Origin of the sequence: Streptomyces sp. NPDC037389 (assembly GCF_040636475.1) — a bacterium.
Taxonomy (GTDB): domain Bacteria; phylum Actinomycetota; class Actinomycetes; order Streptomycetales; family Streptomycetaceae; genus Streptomyces; species Streptomyces hesseae.
Map to the genome: position 1 here is coordinate 1 of NZ_JBEZUS010000029.1, position 18,690 is coordinate 18,690.

An 18,690-nucleotide genomic window follows, 5' to 3' on the forward strand; every position below is an offset into this window, starting at 1 on the left:
CCACAACCAAAATGCCCGAAATGCCCCCACCGGCAGGGTGCCACCCCACTACCCCCCTTCGTAAGTGACCCACCTCTCATGGGACGCCTCACATCCGGCGCCCCGTTCACCCACCCACCGCATCCGTCCCCGCACAGCACGTGAACGGCGATTCCCGCCCCGCGTAGCGACACTTCCGTGCCCGGATGACGATGGACAGGAAGGAGGTGGGCGTATGTCATCCACCCTCGGTCCCCGTAGCGACAGCTCCAAAGCAGCGGCCGAAGGGCTGACCGTCTTCGCCGCCGTAATGATGCTGATCGTGGGATTCCTGGATCTCTTCCGGGGCATCATGGGAATCGTCCATGACGGTGTCTTCGTCTCCACTCCCCATTACGTCTTCAAGTTCAATCTGACGAGCTGGGGCTGGATCCATCTGTTCCTGGGAATTCTCGCCATCATGGTGGGCGTCGGCCTGTTCAAGGTGTCGCTCTGGGCCAGGATCCTCGGCATCGCCGTCGCGGCGCTGCTGATCCTCGCCAATTTCCTGTCCATTCCCTATTACCCGCTCTGGTCGGTCGTGGTGATCGCCATTTGCGCCTTCGTCATCTGGGGGCTGTGCGTCGTCCGGCCCGAGGACTCGCCACCCGGCTGACCGGGCAGGCGCTCCTGGTTTTCCCGCTCTCGCCCAGGTCAGCGGGGGCGGGCGAGCCGGGGCAGATGGAGGCCGAAGTGCAGGGCGGCCATGCGCACGGTGAAGACCAGCGCGGCGGGCACCACGACGGTGGCGGCCGCTCCCGCTCCGGCCCGGTGGAGGAGCAGGTAGCAGCAGGCGCCGGCGACCGCCGCGGTCGCGTAGATCTCCTCGCGCAGCAGGACGGGCGGGAACTGGCCGCACAACAGATCGCGGACGACCTCTCCGGTCACCCCGGTCAGGACGGCCAGCATGACGACGGCGAGCGGGGTGACACCCGCGTCGACGGCGGCCCGCGCGCCGATCACCGTGACGACGGCCAGGCCCACCGCGTCCACGGTCATCAGGGCGCGGCGCGGCAGCTCGCGGCGGCGGAGGAAGAGCATGGTGATCACCGCGACGGACGCGATGACGGCCAGCAGGACCCAGTCATGGGTCCAGTACAGCGGGTGCCGGCCGAGGATCAGATCGCGCAGGGTGCCGCCGGAGATGGACGCGGCGAAGGCCAGGACGAGCCCGCCGAAGGGGTCCAGCCGGGCCTCGTGGGCGGCCAGGACGCCGCTGGCCGCGAAGGCGGCGATGCCGACCAGGTAGAACACGTGCAGCACCGCTGCCTCCACTCCATGTCGCGGGATCCGCGAGACAGGCAGGGGCGCCGTCGGCCCGCCGGACAACCACCCCAGCCAACCACCGGCCGCTCCCCCGCCGCCTCGGCCGTCCGGCCGTCACCGCCTCGGCCGGAAGAACGGTCCCGGCGGGCCGGTCACCGGCCGAACGGCCGGTCTTGCCCGACCCGCAGCCGGGTGGGCGCCCCGCCCGGCACCGGAGTGGGCAGCCGCAGGGGTCCGGCCCCGGGGGTGAGCGAGCCGAGGACGGCGGCGTGCCGGGCGCCCGTGCAGGCGGGCACCGTGCCGGCCAGGCTGTGCAAGGTCAGGAAGCCGAGGACGGCGAAGGCGTACGCCTCCTTGGCCGCCGCCGGCAGGCCCAGGGCGTCGGAGGTGCGTACGGGGATGCCGGGCAGTGCGGCGGCGAGCATCCGCATCAGTGTCGGGTTGCGGGTGCCGCCGCCGGAGGCGATGACTTCGGTGCCGGCGTGGGAGCGGACGGCGTCGGCCACGGTGTGCGCGGTGAGCGCGGTGACGGTGGCCACGACGTCGTCGGCGGGGAGGGCGAGCCCGTCGAGGGCGGCCAGGAGGTGGCCCTCGTGGAAGAGCTCCTTGCCGGTGGTCTTGGGTGCGGGGCGGGCGTAGTACGGCTCGGCGAGCAGCCGGTCGAGGAGCGGCCGGTGGACGGTGCCCCGGGCGGCCATGGCGCCTTCCGCGTCGATGTCCAGGCGGCCGCCGGTGAGGTGCCGTACGGCCGCGTCGACGAGGGCGTTGGCGGGCCCGGTGTCGTACGCGAGGGGCTCGCGGCCGTCGTCGCCGGGGACGGTGATGTTGGCGATGCCGCCGAGGTTGAGGGCGACGGGGTGTCCCGGCCTGTCGCGCAGCCACATGACGTCCATGGCGGCGACCAGCGGGGCGCCCTGCCCGCCGGCCGCGATGTCCCGGGGGCGGAAGTCCGAGACGACGGGGCGTCCGGTGCGCTCGGCGATCCAGGCGGGCTGCCCGATCTGGAGCGAGCCGTGGACACGCCCGCCGTCCGCCCAGTGAAAGACGGTCTGCCCGTGGGAGGCGACGAGGTCCGCCCGGCCGTCGCACAGCTCGCGGTCGGCCCGCGCGGCGAGCTCGGCGAACGCCTGGCCGATCCGGGTGTCCAGGCGGCACACGGTCTCCAGCGTCGTGGCCGCCGGGGGCAGCGCGGCGGCGAGTTCGTCGCGGAGCCGGGTGTCGTAGGCCTGGCTGATCAGGCCGAGCGGGGTCAGGCTCAGGGTGCCGGCCTCGACGCGCAGGTCGGCGGCCGCCGCGTCGACGGCGTCGTACGACGTGCCCGACATCAGGCCGATCACCCTCATGACGACCTCCCCCGGGCCCGGGGTCAGGGCCCGGGCTCCGCCCCCAAGCCTGCCCTTCGGGCAGCGGATTCCTCAGCCCAGCGGCTTCTCCAGCACCGCTTTCCGGTGGCTGAACGTCTCGATCGAGTAGCGGCCGTGGTAGTTGCCCATGCCGCTCCCGCCGACGCCGCCGAACGGCAGGTCGGAGACCGTGAGGTGGGCGACGGGCAGGCCGAACCCGAGGCCGCCGGAGGAGGTCTCGGACGCCAGGCGCCGCCGCGTCTCGTCGGATTCGGTGAAGGCGTACAGCGCCAGCGGCTTGTCGCGGTCGTTGATGAAGGCGATGGCCTCGTCCAGGCCGGGGACCGTGACGACGGGGAGGACGGGCCCGAAGATCTCCTCGCTCATGACCGGCGAGCCGGGGTCGACGTCGGCCAGGACCGTCGGCGCCAGGTACTTCGTGGCGCGGTCGGCGTCGCCGCCGGTCACCACGCGGCCGGAGCCGAGGAGGGCGGTCAGGCGGTCGAAGTGGCGCTCGTTGACTATGCGCCCGTACCGCTCCGACGTGGCCGGGTCGGTGCCGTACAGCGCCTCGACGGCCCGGGTCAGGGCGGGTTCGAGCGCGCGGGCGGTGTCCGGGTCGGTGAGGACGTAGTCGGGTGCGACGCAGGTCTGGCCGGCGTTGAGGAACTTGCCGGAGGCGAGGCGGGCCGCGACGGCCTCCAGGTCGGTGTCGCGGTCGACGAACACGGGGGACTTGCCGCCGAGTTCGAGGGTGACCGGGGTGAGGTGCCGGGCGGCGGCGGTCATGACGACGCGGCCGACGGTGCCGTTGCCGGTGTAGAAGATGTGGTCGAAGCGCTCGGCCAGCAGTGCCGTGGTCTCGGGGACCCCGCCCTCGACGACGGCGACCGCGTCCGGGTCGACGTAACGCGGCAGCAGCCGGGCGAGGGCGGCGGAGGTGGCCGGGGCCAGCTCGCTGGGCTTGGCGACGACCGCGTTGCCCGCGGCCAGCGCGCCCACCATGGGGGTCAGCAGCAGTTGGGCCGGGTAGTTCCAGGGGGCGATGACCAGGACGACTCCCAGCGGGTCGTACTGCGTCCACGCCGTGGCCCCCGCGAGGTGCGGCGGTACCGGTGCCGGCTCGGGGCGCAGCCAGGTGTCGAGGTGGTCGAGGGTGTGGTCGATCTCGCGGATGGTGAAGTCGATCTCGGTGCGGAAGGCCTCGTAGGAGCTCTTGCCCAGGTCCTCGTGGAGCGCTTCGACGAGGTCCGCGGGATGCTCTGTGAGCAGGGCGCGCAGGCCGCGCAGCTGGGTGACGCGCCAGCTCATGGGCTTGGTGCGGCCCGTGCGGAAGGTGGCGCGGAGCCGGGCGACGGCGTCGGCGGGCGACTCGGGGGCGAGCTGGTGCATGGTGCCTCGTTCTCGGGTGCGGGGAGGGTTCCGGGCATTGCTTGATGCCCTCAAGCAACCACCTGGATAGATGTAAATACCAACACTTAAAGTTGTCAAGTAATCCCCGCTCCTACAATCATCCTTTTGTCCGCTCCCTTGCCCTTCGCCCCTCCCCGCGTAGCTTTGACACAAGCGGCTCCAGGCAAGGAGGCCGTCGTGGCCGACCGCGAGAGCTCCCGGGTCTACGACTGTGCCGACATACCGGCGCTCGACTTCGACCCCTTCCTCCGAGAGTCCCTGCTGCGGGCACCGGTCTCGCGCATCCGGGTGCCGCACGGGGACGGCGACTGCTGGCTGGTGACCCGGTACGACGACGTCCGGTTCGTCACCTCCGACCCCCGCTTCAGCCGCGACATCCTGGGCCGCTCCGCCCCCAAGATGACCCGGCACACCATCCCCCTGGACCGCGCCATCAGTTACGCGGACCCGCCGGAGCACGCGCGCGTACGGGCCGTGGTCGCCCAGGCGTTCAGCCAGCGCGCCGTCGACCGGCTGCGGGGCCCGGCCCAGGCACTGCTGGATCGCCTCATCCACGACCTGGAGAGCGCGGGACCGCCGGCCGACCTCGTCCATCACGTCGTCTCGCCGTTCCCGCTGGAGATCATCGGCGAGGTGATCGGGGTGCCCGCCGTGGACCGGCCGCTCTTGCGCGAGTGGACACGGATCATCTTCACCCGGGCCCACGACGAGGCCGCCGCGGCACGGGTGAAGCGGGTCAAGGAGTCCGCGCGCGACTACTTCCGCGCACTCGCGGCCCTGCGCCGGGCCGAGCCCCGGGATGACCTGATGAGCGTGATGGCGGCCGCCGTCGCCGCCGGCCGCATCGACGAGGAGGAACTCCTCGCGCTGGCCACCCTGCTCCAGCTCAACGGCTGGCACGCCGTCCGCAACAACGCCGCCAACATGGTGTACGCCCTGCTCACCCACGAAGGGCTGGCCGACCGGCTGCGCGAGCGGCCGTCCCTCGTCCCCCAGGCCGTCGAGGAGCTCCTGCGCTGGGTGCCCCACAAGCACGCCATCGGGCAGCCACGCGTCGCCACCGAGGACGTGGAGGTCGGCGGAGTCCTCATCCGGGCGGGCGAGTTCGTCTACGTCTCGTACGTCGCCGCCAACCGCGACGAGCGGACGTACGACGATCCGGACCGGATCGACTTCGAGCGCCAGGGCCCGCAGCACGTGGCCTTCGGGCACGGCCCGCACTACTGCGTGGCGCCGATGCTCGCCCGCATGGAAGCGGAGCTTCTGCTGTCGAACCTGGTCACGCGCTTCCCCCGGCTGCGGCTGGGGGTGCCGGTGGAGGAGGTGCGCTGGCAGACCGACGTCGTCATCCGGGGGCCGGTCGGCCTCCCGGTGGCCTGGTAGCGGGCCGGGGCGCACCCGTCCTCGGCGCCGGCCCGCCCGACGCCCGGCGACCTGAGGCCGACGGCGGGCCGGAACGCTTCAGCCGCGTGGCGGAGGCCGGTCGTTCACGCGGACGACGTGCGCGAAAGCCACGCGTGCGACGTTCGAGGCATGACCGACAGCGCGTGGACGACGAAGAGGGGCTCGCTCGGCGAGCGGTGGCGGGACCGGCCGCACTGGGTGGGGCGAGCGGCCCTGGGGTGGGCCGTGGCACAGGGCGCGTTCGCGCTGGCCTGCGGGCCGACGGGCGCCTTGCTGTCCGGCGACGACGGCCGGCTGACGCTCTGGCTGTCCTGGTACGTCACGGTGGTGTCCGTGCTGGCGGCCGGCGCGGTGGTGTGCGCGCTGCGGAACCCGGGGCGGCCCGGCGTGCGGAGGCTGCTGTGGGCGGCCTGCGGACTGTCCGCGCTCTCGGCGTTCGGTCTGCTGATGGACGTGGTGGGGTTGTTGTTCGGCCAGGGTGTCGACAGCACCCCCCGCGCGGTGCTCCACGCCCTCGGCCTGGTGGGCATGGTCCTCCTCGCCGCCACCGCCCACGCGCACGGCTCCGCAGGCTGCCCCCGCTGCGGCCTCCCGCACACGGCACGGAGCACGGCAGGGCCGGCGCCCTCCGCGGCGCCGCGCCGCGTGCACGCCTTCGCCTGGGCCGGCAGCCTGGCGTTCGCCCCGTACGCGTGGATGAAGACGACCTGGGTGACGGGCGGTACGTTCGCCGGGATCACCGACGACGACATGCTCGCGGCCGCGAGACGCAACGGAGCCTCCGGCCTGTGGCTCACCCTGGAGTCCTGGGGCGTGGACGGCACCGCGCTGCTCGCCGCCCTCGGCGTCTTCCTCCTCTTCGGGCTGATCCGGCCCTGGGGCCAGGTCTTCCCCCGCTGGACCCTCTTCCTCGCCGGCCGGCGCGTCCCCCGCTGGCTGCCGCTCGTCCCGGCGCTCATCGGCGTCGGAACGCTGCTGCCCTACGGTGTCGTCGGCGTCGGCTACGTCTCCCTCGCCACGGCCGGCCTCCTGCCCGTACGGCCCGGCGACTTCCCCACCGCCGACGACGCCCTGCTGGTGGCCTGGACCGGGTTGACGGCCTTCGCCGTGTATGGCGTCGCGCTGGCGGTCGCCACCCGCTCGTACTGGTCCCGCACGCGTCCCGTGTGCCCGGGCACGACGGGTTCCGGCGCGGACGGACCGGCCGGTATCCCGGCCGCTGAACGCTTGCTGGACGAGCGGCGTTGAACGTACGGGGACTGTCGTCCGGATCCCCCGCCGGACGGCAGTCCCTCGCACCCCGGCCACCCGGCTTCCGCCGGCCACCCGGCTCCTGCCGGCCGGCAGGCAGGAGCCGGGTCAACGGTGATCGGCCGGCTCGGTGAGGCTGGTGACGAACTTGCGCAGGGTGCCCCGGACGACCGGGGTCACACCATGGACGAGCTGCGTCCCGTAGACCACGGCGGTGCCGACGGGCGCGACGACCGTCCAGCGGGCCCGCGGGGTGCCGGCGAGCCAGTCGGCCTCCTGCACGCCGTGCCCCGGCCCGGGGCGGCGGGTGAAGTGCATCCCCACGGCGAAGTCGGTCTCCTGCGGCTCGGCCTCACCGCCGCACCACACGCTCGCGGAGCTGGTGGTGTCGACGAAGAAGTCGCCGCCCCGGTCCGCCGCGCGGACGACCACGGCGAGCCGGGCGACCCGGCGCGGCCCGTCGAACGCGTGCCGGTCCACACCGTGCAGATGGGGCGGGACCCGGTCGCCCACGGCCCCCTGGTACATCCCCCACGACGTGCAGCCCGCCAGGGACGGCGCGACCCGGCGGACGGCCGGCAGCGCGCGCCGGGCCGCCTCGGCCAGGACGTCCTGGACCTCCGGCACCGGGAACAGCTCCTCGTAGCGCGCAGCCCGCGCGACCGTCCACGGCACCTCGTCGAGGTGGGCGTCCACGAGCTTGTTGAGCCGGTCGATCTCCTCGGCGGTCAGGAAGTCCTCCACCGAATGGGTGATCAGTGTTTCGCTGACATGGATCACGAGCGCGTCTCCCCTTTCCTTTCTCTCCGCTCTCTGCGCCGGATCTCACCGCGCACGAAGGGACGTCACGAAGGGACGTGACGCCCCCAGGCAACCCCGGCGGTCGTCCGGGTCGCCAGGAGGCGCGGACGGCGCACCCCAGCACCCGGCGGGCGCACGCGCGCGCTCCCGGCCGCAGATGTCACACCGCTGAAACATCACTGGCACACGGGACGGAATAGACCCCCTGCTCAGGGAGTTGTCCGCTGACGCGACACACGGTCGCCCACTCCGGAAGGACGCTCCATGAAGATCGGCATCATCGGCGCCGGCAACATCGGCGGCAACCTCACGCGGCGTCTCACCGCTCTCGGCCACGAGGTGTCCGTGGCCAACTCGCGCGGCCCGCACACCCTCACCGAACTCGCCGAGGAAACGGGCGCCACGCCCGTCACCGTGACCGAGGCCGCGCGCGGCGCGGAGGTCGTGGTGGTCACCATTCCGCTGAAGGCCGTCCCGGACCTGCCCTCCGGCCTCTTCGACGGGGCCGCGGAGGGCTTCGTCGTCATCGACACCAACAACTACTACCCCAAGGAGCGTGACGGCCTCATCGCCGCCATCGAGGACGGCCTCGCCGAGAGCCGCTGGGTCGAGCGGCAGCTGGGCCACCCGGTGATCAAGGCGTTCAACGGCACGTACGCCCAGGACATCCTCGACGGGCCGCGCCCCGAGGGCGACCCCGAGCGGCTCGCACTCCCGGTGGCCGGGGACGACGAGGCGGCCAAGCGGACGGTCCGCGCGCTCATCGACGAGCTGGGCTTCGACACCGTCGACTCGGGCGGGATCGACAACTCCTGGCGCCAGCAGCCCGACACCCCCGTCTACGGACTGCGCGAGGGCGTCGAGGCCGTCACCAAGGCCCTCGCCGAGGCGTCCCCGGAACGGCCTGCGGCGTTCCGGGCGTAACACTGGTTGACCACCTCGAACGGCAATTCCCCGTCAAGCGCGCCCGGTTGGCAGAACCGGCGACGCCATGGCCGGCGTCGTGGGGCTAGAAGACCCACCGTCCAGTCCATGGGGGAGTACGCGGTGAGCACGGAGATCTACTTCGCCAACAACTACCGGGATCTGTGCGAGCAGCACGGCACGGCATCGGGGTTCCAGTTCGAGTTCTACTGCTGGCGCTGTCACGACACCTGGCGTTCCCCCTTCGAGCCCTATCGGGGCGGGCGGCTCGCCGGGTGGCTCAACCGGGGGATCGGAACGGCGTCGGGGCTGCTCGGCAGAGCGTGGTGGGGAGTCACCAGCGCCGCCGAGGGGCTGGCCGGCTCGGGGTGGGGGAACGCGCGCGACGCGGCGTTCCAACGGGCGATCGGCGCGGCCCAGGGGCACTTCAACCGCTGCGCGCGCTGCGCCACGTACGTGTGCGGCCGCTGCTGGCACCAGGAGCAGGGCCTCTGCTTCACCTGCGCCCCCGACACCGCGGGCGAGATGATGGCGGCCCGGCAGCGGGGCGTCAACGACATGGTGACGCAGCAGGCGTACGACGAGGGGCAGCGGCAGGGCAAGACGGAGGACGGGCAGACGGCACGCCAGCTGGTCTGCCCCCGCTGCCGGGCCGAGTCCCACGGGGGCCGGTTCTGCCCCGGCTGCGGCTACGAGCTGGCGCAGCAGGCGTCGTGCACGGGCTGCCGGGCCACGCTGCCGGACGGTGTGGCGTTCTGCCCCACGTGCGGGCAGCGCCAGTAGGGCGGCGGCCCCCGCGTCGGGGCAGCCCCTCCGGCGGGGCCGTCGCTTGACCTTGTCGCAGCGACAACGTGTCTCCTGGTGTCATGCGGATCGGAGAACTCGCCGACATCGTCGGCATCACCACACGCGCCGTACGGCACTACCATCGCATCGGCCTGCTGCCCGAGCCTCCACGGCAGCCCAACGGCTACCGCGAGTACTCCCTGCGCGACGCCGTCGCGCTCGCCCGGGTCCGCCGGCTCGCGGAGCTGGGGCTGAGCCTGGACGAGGTGCGCGACGTCCTCGCCGGGGACGCGGACAAGGAGCTCGCCGAGGTGCTCGCCGAGCTCGACGCGGATCTGGCGCGCCAGGAGGACGCCGTCAGGCAGCGGCGCGCCCGGCTGACGCAGTTGCTGCGGCAGGTGGAGGACGGGGGCCGGCTGTCCGCCGAGGCGCCCGTCTCCCCCGGGCTCGCCGAGCTGTTCGACGACATGGCGCGGGCCTCCGCCCGGCTCCCCGGGCCGGAGCCCGCCATGGCGGCCAAGGAGCGCGAGCTGCTGGCCCTGCTGGAGACCGGCTCCCCCGGCGGCGATCGCGGCCGGCTCGACGGGCTGACGGCTGCGCTGCGCGCCGACCCGGAGGCCTTCGACCGCGCGTACGCGGTCTACGCCCGGCTGGACGAGCTTGCGGCGGCGCCCGAGGACGACCCCCGGGTCGAGGAGACGGCCCGTGCCATCGCCGGCTGTGTGCCGGACGAGACGCTGCGGGCGATGTCCCTGCCCGGCGACCGGGCGCCGGAGGGCGCGAGCGACGGGTTCACGAAGGCGTTCTTCGCCGACTACGCGCCCGCCCAGGCGGCGGCGATCCGCCGCGCCATCGAGCTGCTGTGGGAGCCGAACCGATGACCGGGTTCCCGGCGGCCCTCCGCGGGCTCGCCTCCCACGAGACCGCTCTCACCGCCTGCCTTCTTCGCTTGCTGACGCGCCGCGGGCCGCACGGTGTGCGCCAGGGGGACATGGCCGTGCCGTACGCCTCGGGGCAGGCGGCCCTCATGTACGGCTTCCTCTTCGTCTCCGTCGTGGAGACCGTTGGCCTCGCGTTCCTCATCCCCTGGCCGGTGGCGCACGCGCTCACCCTCGTCCTCGACGTCTGGGGCGTCTGCTTCCTCGTCGCCCTGCATGCCTCCTGTGTCGTACGTCCACATGTCATCGGCGCCGACGGCTCGCTCCGGCTGCGCTACGGGGCGTTGCTCGACATCCGCGTGCCCGCTCGGCAAATCGCCGCCGTCCGCGCCGAGCGCCGCTTCCCCGAGAGCAGGATGGCGGCCGTCGACGCGGACGGCGGCGCGGATCTCGCGGTGGCCGGGCAGACGACCGTCACCGTGGAGCTGACGGAACCGGTCGCGTTCGTCCGGCCGCTGGGCGGGACGGCTACGGCCCGGGTCTTCCGCTGGTACGCCGAGGACCCGGCGGCCGCCGTCGCCGCGCTTCGCGCCCGGAACCGTACACCTCCCTCCACCCCTCCTGTCACACAATGCTCATGAAACCCCAGCCAACCCGGTATCGCTCAGCGTCATCTCAGTGATCACAAACAGTTTTGTCCCCGATCACACCGACGTCCGCATGAGCCAACTCATCGAGGAGCGACCGGCCCTTGAGCAAGCACCGGCATACGTCTCGTTCGCGCAGTCGCAGGAAGGAGGGAGCGGCGGCCGGACGGCGGTTCGTCGACTATCCGCGCCGGGGCAGACGCGGCGTGCGGCGCTGGTTGCCGTCGTGGCGGCAGACCTCGGCCGTGTTCGTGCTCGGTGCGGGCGGGGCGGCCGGGCTGTTCGCCTATGTGTATGTGAGCGTCGACATCCCCGACGAGAACGTGGCGGCCCGTCAGGAGGCCAACATCTACTACTGGTCCGACGGTACGCAGATGGTGAGTCTCGGCGCGTTCAACCGGACCATCGTCCGGCTGTCGGACGTGCCGCCTTCCGCTCAGAACGCGGTGATCGCCGCCGAGAACGAGAGCTTCTACCGCGATTCCGGCGTGTCCTTCAAGGGCCTGGCGCGGGCCGTGGTCAGTACGGTCCAGGGGCAGGAGACCCAGGGCGGTTCGACCATCACCCAGCAATATGTGAAGAACACTTACCTCACGCAGGAGCAGACCGTCTCCCGCAAGGTCAAGGAGTTCGTCATCTCGCTCAAGGTGGACCGCTCGAAGAGCAAGAAGGAGATCCTCCAGGGCTATCTCAACACCAGTTGGTTCGGGCGCGGCGCCTATGGGATCGACGCGGCCTCCCAGGCCTACTACGGCATTCCCGCGAAGCAGCTGAACCCCAGTCAGAGCGCCCTGCTGGCCGCCCTCCTGAAGGGCGCCGAGCTGTACGACCCGTCCACGGGGCCGAAGAACCACGAACGGGCGCGGGAGCGCTGGGCGTGGATCCTCGACCGGCAGGTCACAACCGGTCTGATGTCGCGGGAGGAGCGGGAGAGGTACCGGACGTTTCCCGAGCCGCTCAAGAGGTCCACGTCCACCAGCATGGGCGGGCAGACCGGCTATCTCGTGGACGTCGTCAACAAGTACATCAAGCAGCGCGCGCTCCTCACCGACCAGGACCTCGCCCACGGCGGCTACCGGATCCACACCACGTTCGACAAGGACCGGACGCGTCAGCTGACGAAGGCGGTGGAGGGCGTCCTGGAACGGGACATCGACCCGAAGAAGCGATCCGCCGACGCGCACGTCCAGGTCGGCGCCGCCTCGGTGCGGCCCACGGACGGCGCCCTGGTCGCGCTCTACGGGGGCCCGGACGCCACCAAGCGGTTCGTCAACAACGCCGACACCGCCGGTGTGCCGACGGGGTCCGCCTTCAAGCCGTTCGTCCTCGCCGCCGCCCTGCGGCACGGCGCGCGTTCCTCCCGGGACGGCGAGCGGCGGGACGTGGCGTCCGGCAGCCACTACGGCGACGACGGCACACTGGTCCAACCGTCCGGTGACACCGGCTCCCAGGGGCCCGACGACGCGCATCCCACGCTCCGCCAGGCCCTGGCCTCCGGGGGCAACGCCACGTACACCCGGCTGGGCCGGGAGGTGGGGCTGGAGCGGGTGCGGGACACCGCCGTCGCCGCCGGGCTGCTGGGGGACAGCATGGCCCCGCTGGAGGACACCTTCCCCATCGGCACCTCCACGCCCAGCGCGATCCGCGTGGCGGCCGGCTACGGCACCTTCGTCAACCGCGGGCTCCAGAGCGACCCGTACTCGGTGACCAAGCTGATGAAGGACGGCCGGTCCGTCGGCGGCTTCGAGAGCAGGGCGAAGGCGCGCCGGGCGCTGCCCGAGGGGGTGGCGGCCGAGGTCGTGGACGCCCTGCGCGAGGCCGGGCAGCAGAGCGTGGGGGACGCGCAGGGTGTCGACGAGCGCACCGCCCGTGGCATCGGCCCGTTCGCTGCGGGCCGGACCGGGGACCAGGACCGGCTCCGATCGGCGTGGTTCGTCGGCTCCACAGAGGAGCTGTCCACGGCGGTGACCATGTTCCGTACGAAGCCGGACGAGCCCCAGCTGCTGCCCATGGCGGATGTGGGCGGGGCGGACTCGCGGCGCGGAAGCGTCTTCCCGGCCCGGATCTGGACGGATTACATGGGCTCGTACGTGGCGTCCAGGAATTCCGGGAAGAATTCCTGAGCAGGACGGGACCGGACGGCACCGGTGTGCCGCCCGGTGCCGTACGTCCTGCCATTCCGCATGGGTAGATGAATCGCCGCGCGGGGAGAATGGGTGAAGGTGGTTACGCAGGGGTAGTTTTCTGCATTCTCATATGACTCCACGTAATAGGGGGGATCGTGGGAACGAAGGTGACCGTCCTCGGGCTGGGGGCGATGGGCGCGACACTGGCCGGGGCCTTTACGGCGGCCGGCCACCGCACGACCGTATGGAACCGGACCGCGGGCAGGGCCGCCGCCCTGACGGAGCGCGGCGCCGTGGAGGCACCGTCGGCCTCCCAGGCCGTGGCGGCGAGCCCGCTGGTCGTGATCTGTGTATCGGCGTACGACGCGGTCCACGACGTCGTCGGCCCACTGGCCGCCGGCCTCGCGGGCTCCACGCTCGTCAACCTCACCTCCGGCTCGCCACCGCAGGCGCGCGAGACGGCCGCCTGGGCGAAGCGGCACGGCATCGCCTATCTCGAAGGCGCGCTCATGTCCACGCCGTCGGGCATCGGCGATCCGGACTTCCTCCAGCTCTACAGCGGCCCGCGCGCCGCCTTCGACAAGCACCGTGAGACGCTCGCCGCGCTGGGCCACCCGGTGCACCTGGGCACCGACCCCGCCCTGCCGTCCGTCTACGACAGCGCGCTGCTGGGCCTGCTGTGGTCCACGCTGACGGGCTGGCTGCACAGCGTGGCGCTCATCGGCGCCGAGGGCCCCGGTGGCGGGGTGACGGCGACGGACTTCACGGACGTGGTCAACCGCTGGATGAAGAGCGTCGGCGCCCTCATGAACACATACGCCCCGCAGATCGACGCGGGCCGCTATCCGGGGGGTGAATTCCCCCTGACCCTCCACCTTTCGATGATGGACCTCCTCGCCCACGCGAGCGAACTCCGCGGTGTTGAACCGGGTCTGCCGGATTTCCTCAAGGAACTGACGGGCCGCGCGGTCGCGGCCGGCCACGGCGACGACAGCTACGCACGGCTGGTGGAGTTCGTCCGCAAGAGCGGCAATCGCTGAATTCAGGCGCCCTGTCGATTGCTAGGCTGCCGGGATGGTCATTCCCACGGCGCGGGAGATACGCGCGCTGCACGAGAAGTACGCGCCGACTCCGGCCGCGCTGGAACTCGTGTACACCCATTGCGAGATCGTCGCCCGTATCGCGGAACAGCTGCTTCCGAGTACCGGTCCCCGGCTGGACGCCGGTCTTGTGCGCGCGGGGGCGCTGTTGCACGACATCGGTGTCTACCGGCTCTTCGACGAATCGGGCCGGCTCGATACGCGCGGCTACATCCGCCACGGTGTGCTCGGGCACGAGATCCTGCTCCGGGAGGGGTTCCCGGAGCGGCTGTGCCGGTTCTGTTCGTGCCACACCGGGGTCGGGATCTCCCGGCATGACGTCCACCACCAGAAACTCGACCTGCCCGTCGCCGACTACCTGGCCGAGAGCGCCGAGGAACAGCTGGTGATGTACGCGGACAAGTTCCATACGAAGAGCACGCCGCCGAAGTTCGTCTCCGCCGATTCCTACGCCGTCCATGTGCGGCGATTCGGCGAGGACAAGGTCGGCGTCTTCCACGAACTCCGCGCCCGGTTCGGCGAACCGGATCTCGCGACCCTCAGCGCGCACTACGGGCATGCCCGGACATGAACGCCCGCGGAATTCCCAGCGCCCGTCAGCCCCGAGCGGGCAGGAGTGGCAGCACGATGTGGCAGCGGGGCGGTACGGCGGCGGCCGGGTCGAGGGCGTTGCGGACCAGGCGGAGGGTGATGTCGTCGTAGACGGCTTGGACGTGGTCGGTGAGGTCCTGTGGGCATACGTCCTGCGTCACGATGTTGGTGACGTCGGCGGCGGGCGGCAGTTGGGCCTCGGGTACCGTGACCACGCCGTCGGTGCGGGAGATGATGGTGGTGTACCGCACCTCCGGCCGGGTGTAGCCGCCTTCGGCGGTCTCGCGCAGAAACGCCGAGCCCGCGGTGAGATCGACGCACGCGGCGCAGGGCAGGGCCAGGACCTGGGCGAGGCCGGGGGTCCGGCCGAGGAGTGTGAGCAGGCCGTACACGCGCGCGCCCCGGCTCGCGGGTTCGACGCCGATCATGCGGTGGACCTTGTCCCGGCCGTGCAGGCGGTTGATGTAGTAGAGCGGCAGCAGTCCGCCCTGGGAATGGCCGACCAGGTCCACGCGCGGGGCGCCGGTCACGGCGCGCACGTGGTCCACGAAAGCGGCCAACTGGCGCGCCGAGGTCCGCATGGGGCCCAGTTGCTGGAACGGGCTGCCGTCGACGCCTCCGTAGTTGAAGGCGAAGACGCAGTAGCCGTCGCTCCGCAGCAGCGGGGCGAGCCGCGCCCAGTTGGCGTAGGCGTTCTCCAGGGTGCCGTTGACCAGCACCACCGGCCGTGGGTGGCGCGGGCCGGGCCGGCACCCGGGCTCGTTGGCCCCGGCGGGCAAGGCCCGTGGATGAGCCACGGAGTACAGCAGGGCGACCAGGAAGTCGCTCTGCGTCGGCCCCGCCGGTTCCGCCCCCGCGGGCGGTGCCGACGCGAACGTCAGCACCGCTCCCAGTACTCCGGCCGTCACCAGCCGGACGAACCGGCCCGTCCTCGTCCCATGTCTCTTCGTCCGCACACAGGGACAATGGCCTCATGCCCCGCACGCTGAACGGCGCGCGCGGGCATTGCACCTGACGGAGGGACGGCCCGGACGGTTGTGCGGCGGGGCTAGGCCGGTACCCCGTCGAGGACTCCCTCCGGTTCACCGACTCGTTCGGCTTCCTCGCGCTCCTCCGCCTGCCCGGCGGCCACGACGGCGGACAGCAGGGCGTCCACCTGGGCGGGGGTGGTGTGCGGGTTGAGCAGGGTGAGCTTGAGCCGTACGCGGCCCGGGCCCCGGCCGGGGAGTTCGGTGCGGCCGACGACCGCCCGGCCCTCCGTCAGCAGACGGCGGCGCAGCGCCGCGTTGAGGCGGTCCGCGTCGGCGGGCAGGCCGGAGGCGGGCCGGTAGCGGAAGACCACGGTGGTGAGGACCGGGGTCGTGTGGAGGTCCAGCAGCGGGTGGGCGTCGACCGTGGCCGCGGCGTGGTGGGCGAGGTCGTGGCAGGTGTCCACGAGCCGGCCCAGTCCGGCGCGGCCCAGGGCGGCCAGGGTCGCGGCGATCTTGAAGGCGTCGGGGCGGCGCGTGGTGCGCAGGGAGAGGCCCAGGAGGCTGGGGTAGCCCGCTTCCTCGTCGTCGGCCGGGTTGAGGTAGACGGCGCGGCGGGCGAGCGGGGCGTAGGTCTCGGCGCGCCGGACCAGGAAGACTCCGGCGGGGGCCGGCTGCCAGCCGAGCTTGTGCCAGTCGAGGGACAGGGAGTCGGCGCGTTCGACGCCCGCCAGGAGGGGGGCGAGCCGGTCGGAGAGCAGCGCCCCGCCGCCGTAGGCGGCGTCCACGTGGAGCCAGACACCGTACCGTTCGGCGATGTCGGCGATCCGCGGCAGGGGGTCGATGCCGCCGGTGTCGGTGGTGCCGGCGGTGGCGACGATCGCCACCGGGGTCTCGCCCCGGCCGACGGACTCCTTCAGGAGCGTGTCCAGGGCGGCGGGGTCCATGCGCAGGTCGTGGTCGACGGGTACGGCGGTCACGGCCCGCTCCCCCAGGCCGAGGACGGCGGCCGCGCGCTGGACGGAGAAGTGGGCGACCTCGGAGGCGAAGATCCGGGGTGTCAGGTCGCGGGGCAGTCCGGCGAGTTCGGTGGCGTGTCCGCCGGCCCGGCCCAGGGCGTGGTCGCGGGAGAGCATCAGGCCCATGAGGTTGGACTCGGTGCCACCGGAGGTGATCACCCCGGCGGCCGTGGCCGGGTCGTAGCCGACGAGGGCGGCGAGGTCGCGCACCAGGGCGGTCTCGAGCTCGGTCGAGGCGGGTGCCTGGTCCCAGGAGTCCTGGGAGGGGTTGAGGGCGCTGACGGCGAGGTCGGCGGCGACCGCGAGGGCGAGCGGCGGGCAGTGGAGATGGGCCGCACAGGCGGGGTCGGCGGGGTCGGCGCTGCCCCGGGTGAGCAGGGTGGTGAGCCGGCGGAGGACGTCGCCGGGCGCGGCCGCTTCGCCGACGCGGCCTTCGGCCAGGCCACGGCCTTCGGCCGGGTGGCGGTCTCCGCCGGTGAGGGCCGCCGCGACCAGGGCCGAGACCCCGGCGGGGCCGCCCGCGGGCAGTGGGCCGCCGCGCAGTGCCGCGCCGTCGGCGAGGCCGGCCAGGACGGCGTCGAGGAGCGGCCGCAGGGCCTCGGGGCCGGCGACGCCGCCGGACAGGGCGGGGGCCGGCGCGTCGGCGTCGTACCCGTCGTGGGGGATGGCGCGCGTCACAGCCGGCCTCCCGCGACGTCCGTGCCCGTCGCCGCTTCCTCGATGGCGTCGGCCAGCCGGTCCAGCACCGCTTCGGCCTGCTCGTCCGTGATGGTCAGCGGCGGCAGCAGGCGCAGCACGGCGTCGTGCCGGCCGCCGAGTTCGACGATCAGGCCGCGGCTGAGGCAGGCGGCACGGACGCGTGCGGCGAGGTGGGGGTCGGCCGGGCGGGCGCCGCAGCTGTCGGGCTCGGCGCCGGGGTCGACGAGTTCGACGCCGAGCATCAGGCCGCGGCCCCGGACGTCGCCGATGACCGGCAGCGCGGCGCGCAGGCCTTCCAGACGGGCCGTCATCCGGGCGCCGACGACCGCGGCGCGCTCGGCGAGGCCTTCGGCGGCTATGTGGCGCAGGGTGGCCGCGCCGGCGGCCATGGCGAGGGTGTTGCCGCGGAAGGTGCCGGTGTGGGCGCCGGGCCGCCAGGCGTCGTAGTCCTCGCGGTAGACGACCACGGCCAGCGGGAGGCTGCCGCCGATGGCCTTGGAGAGGACCATCGCGTCGGGGACGATCCCGCTGTGTTCCACGGCCCACATCGCGCCCGTGCGCCCGGCGCCGGTCTGCACCTCGTCGACGACCAGCGGGATGCCGCGCTCGGCGGTGATCCGCCGCATCTCGCGCATCCACGCGTCGGGGGCCGGGACCACGCCGCCCTCGCCCTGGACGGTCTCCAGGATCATCGCGGCGGGCGGCAGCACCCCGCCCGCGGGGTCGTCGAGGAGGCGCTCGACGTAGGCGGCCGACAGTTCCGCGCCGCGCTCGCCGCCCACGCCGAAGGGGCAGCGGTAGTCGTACGGGTAGGGCAGGCGGGTCACCTCGCCGCCGCTGGGGAGAGGTTCCTTCACGGCGACGTTGCCGGTCACGGCCAGCGCGCCGGCGGTCATCCCGTGGTAGGCGCCCGTGAAGGCGAGGAGGCCGCGCCGGCCGGTCGCGGTCTGCATCAGCTTCAGGGCCGCCTCGACGGCGTCGGTGCCGGCGGGGCCGCAGAAGTGCACCCGGGCGCGGTCGCCGAAGCCCTTGGGCAGGTTCTCGAAGAGGGCGCTGGTGAAATCGTCCTTGTCCGCGGTGGCGAGGTCGAGCATGTGCAGCGGGGCGCCGCTGTCGAGGGTCCGCCGGATCGCCTCCAGGACGACCGGGTGGTTGTGGCCCAGCGCGAGCGTGCCCGCGCCGGAGAGGCAGTCCAGGTAGCGCCGTCCGTCCGCGCCCTCCACCGTCATCCCTTCGGCGCGCACCGGCACGATCGGGAAGGTACGGGCGTAGGTGCGGGCGGAGGACTCGCGGCTGTGCTGCCGCCGCAGGACGGCGTCCTTGGCGTCGAGGGCGTTGCCGGTGGCGAGGGTCATCGCGTAACTCCTGTGGATCCGGTGGATCCGGGCAGACGTGGGGCCCGACGCTTGCGGAGCGGCCGTGGGAGCCGGGCGGAGGGAGGGGCCGAGGGGGAGGG

The 18,690-nt window shown here is 72.9% G+C and carries 16 protein-coding genes and 1 pseudogene; 10 read left to right on the forward strand and 7 right to left on the reverse strand.

The features are described from left to right. The first annotated feature begins 214 nt into the window (after window positions 1-214). Complete coding sequence (locus AB0E98_RS33055) at window positions 215-634, forward strand: hypothetical protein (RefSeq protein WP_361710068.1); 420 nt, start codon at window positions 215-217, stop codon at window positions 632-634. Window positions 635-672: 38 nt separating this feature from the next. On the opposite strand, the gene AB0E98_RS33060 is transcribed toward AB0E98_RS33055, so the two are convergent. From AB0E98_RS33060 to AB0E98_RS33070, 3 genes are all read right to left on the reverse strand, one after another. Beyond that, a complete protein-coding gene (locus AB0E98_RS33060) occupies window positions 673-1,281 on the reverse strand; it encodes a trimeric intracellular cation channel family protein (protein WP_361710071.1) in 609 nt (202 codons plus the stop codon). A 155-nt stretch (window positions 1,282-1,436) separates the two neighbouring features. Beyond that, window positions 1,437-2,627, reverse strand: a complete 1,191-nt coding sequence (locus tag AB0E98_RS33065; protein WP_361710073.1) for an anhydro-N-acetylmuramic acid kinase — start codon at window positions 2,625-2,627, stop codon at window positions 1,437-1,439. A 72-nt stretch (window positions 2,628-2,699) separates the two neighbouring features. Beyond that, a complete protein-coding gene (locus AB0E98_RS33070; RefSeq protein ID WP_361710076.1) occupies window positions 2,700-4,337 on the reverse strand; it encodes an aldehyde dehydrogenase family protein in 1,638 nt (545 codons plus the stop codon). On the opposite strand from AB0E98_RS33070, the gene AB0E98_RS33075 reads away from it, so the two are divergent. Continuing rightward, window positions 4,218-5,423: a cytochrome P450 gene (locus AB0E98_RS33075; protein ID WP_361710079.1), complete on the forward strand. Its 1,206-nt coding sequence runs from the start codon at window positions 4,218-4,220 to the stop codon at window positions 5,421-5,423. The genes AB0E98_RS33070 and AB0E98_RS33075 overlap by 120 nt on opposite strands. Window positions 5,424-5,573: 150 nt before the next feature. Next, on the forward strand, window positions 5,574-6,692 hold the full coding sequence (locus AB0E98_RS33080; RefSeq protein ID WP_361710082.1) for a hypothetical protein: 1,119 nt from the start codon (window positions 5,574-5,576) through the stop codon (window positions 6,690-6,692). Between the two features lie 111 nt (window positions 6,693-6,803). Here AB0E98_RS33080 and AB0E98_RS33085 read toward each other — a convergent pair whose 3' ends face one another. Beyond that, window positions 6,804-7,475, reverse strand: coding sequence for a hypothetical protein (locus AB0E98_RS33085; RefSeq protein WP_361710085.1), 672 nt, complete (start codon window positions 7,473-7,475; stop codon window positions 6,804-6,806). A gap of 279 nt (window positions 7,476-7,754) precedes the next feature. Between AB0E98_RS33085 and AB0E98_RS33090 the strand changes: the two are divergent. The 7 genes and pseudogenes from AB0E98_RS33090 to AB0E98_RS33120 form a co-directional block, all read left to right on the forward strand. Next, window positions 7,755-8,420, forward strand: a pseudogene (locus AB0E98_RS33090) (NAD(P)-binding domain-containing protein); the annotation flags it as partial. 123 nt (window positions 8,421-8,543) lie between these two features. Then, complete coding sequence (locus AB0E98_RS33095; RefSeq protein ID WP_361710088.1) at window positions 8,544-9,203, forward strand: zinc ribbon domain-containing protein; 660 nt, start codon at window positions 8,544-8,546, stop codon at window positions 9,201-9,203. 83 nt (window positions 9,204-9,286) lie between these two features. Further along, on the forward strand, window positions 9,287-10,087 hold the full coding sequence (locus AB0E98_RS33100) for a MerR family transcriptional regulator (protein ID WP_361710091.1): 801 nt from the start codon (window positions 9,287-9,289) through the stop codon (window positions 10,085-10,087). Then, the gene (locus tag AB0E98_RS33105) at window positions 10,084-10,725 is read left to right on the forward strand and encodes a hypothetical protein (RefSeq protein ID WP_361710094.1); all 642 of its coding nucleotides are present in this window, start codon (window positions 10,084-10,086) and stop codon (window positions 10,723-10,725) included. Before AB0E98_RS33100 ends, AB0E98_RS33105 begins: the two co-directional genes overlap by 4 nt. A 110-nt stretch (window positions 10,726-10,835) precedes the next feature. Continuing rightward, window positions 10,836-12,854, forward strand: coding sequence for a transglycosylase domain-containing protein (locus AB0E98_RS33110; protein WP_361710097.1), 2,019 nt, complete (start codon window positions 10,836-10,838; stop codon window positions 12,852-12,854). 158 nt (window positions 12,855-13,012) lie between these two features. Continuing rightward, window positions 13,013-13,897, forward strand: a complete 885-nt coding sequence (locus tag AB0E98_RS33115; protein WP_361710100.1) for an NAD(P)-binding domain-containing protein — start codon at window positions 13,013-13,015, stop codon at window positions 13,895-13,897. Between the two features lie 34 nt (window positions 13,898-13,931). Next, window positions 13,932-14,528 (forward strand): HD domain-containing protein, encoded by a 597-nt coding sequence (locus AB0E98_RS33120; RefSeq protein ID WP_361710103.1) that lies wholly within the window; start codon window positions 13,932-13,934, stop codon window positions 14,526-14,528. Between the two features lie 25 nt (window positions 14,529-14,553). Here AB0E98_RS33120 and AB0E98_RS33125 read toward each other — a convergent pair whose 3' ends face one another. From AB0E98_RS33125 to AB0E98_RS33135, 3 genes are all read right to left on the reverse strand, one after another. Beyond that, window positions 14,554-15,504: an alpha/beta fold hydrolase gene (locus AB0E98_RS33125; protein WP_361710105.1), complete on the reverse strand. Its 951-nt coding sequence runs from the start codon at window positions 15,502-15,504 to the stop codon at window positions 14,554-14,556. Between the two features lie 92 nt (window positions 15,505-15,596). Beyond that, window positions 15,597-17,213: a pyridoxal-dependent decarboxylase gene (locus tag AB0E98_RS33130; RefSeq protein WP_361710108.1), complete on the reverse strand. Its 1,617-nt coding sequence runs from the start codon at window positions 17,211-17,213 to the stop codon at window positions 15,597-15,599. Continuing rightward, window positions 17,210-18,589 (reverse strand): diaminobutyrate--2-oxoglutarate transaminase family protein, encoded by a 1,380-nt coding sequence (locus AB0E98_RS33135; RefSeq protein ID WP_361710111.1) that lies wholly within the window; start codon window positions 18,587-18,589, stop codon window positions 17,210-17,212. Before AB0E98_RS33135 ends, AB0E98_RS33130 begins: the two co-directional genes overlap by 4 nt. Between the last annotated feature and the right edge of the window lie 101 nt (window positions 18,590-18,690).

Bases quoted from the DNA above. Each gene is read 5' to 3' on its own strand.
- AB0E98_RS33055 (WP_361710068.1), top strand. From the start codon at position 215: ATGTCATCCACCCTCGGTCCCCGTAGCGACAGCTCCAAAGCAGCGGCC.
- AB0E98_RS33065 (WP_361710073.1), bottom strand. From the start codon at position 2,627: ATGAGGGTGATCGGCCTGATGTCGGGCACGTCGTACGACGCCGTCGAC.
- AB0E98_RS33080 (WP_361710082.1), top strand. From the start codon at position 5,574: ATGACCGACAGCGCGTGGACGACGAAGAGGGGCTCGCTCGGCGAGCGG.
- AB0E98_RS33100 (WP_361710091.1), top strand. From the start codon at position 9,287: ATGCGGATCGGAGAACTCGCCGACATCGTCGGCATCACCACACGCGCC.
- AB0E98_RS33105 (WP_361710094.1), top strand. From the start codon at position 10,084: ATGACCGGGTTCCCGGCGGCCCTCCGCGGGCTCGCCTCCCACGAGACC.
- AB0E98_RS33120 (WP_361710103.1), top strand. From the start codon at position 13,932: ATGGTCATTCCCACGGCGCGGGAGATACGCGCGCTGCACGAGAAGTAC.
- AB0E98_RS33135 (WP_361710111.1), bottom strand. From the start codon at position 18,589: ATGACCCTCGCCACCGGCAACGCCCTCGACGCCAAGGACGCCGTCCTG.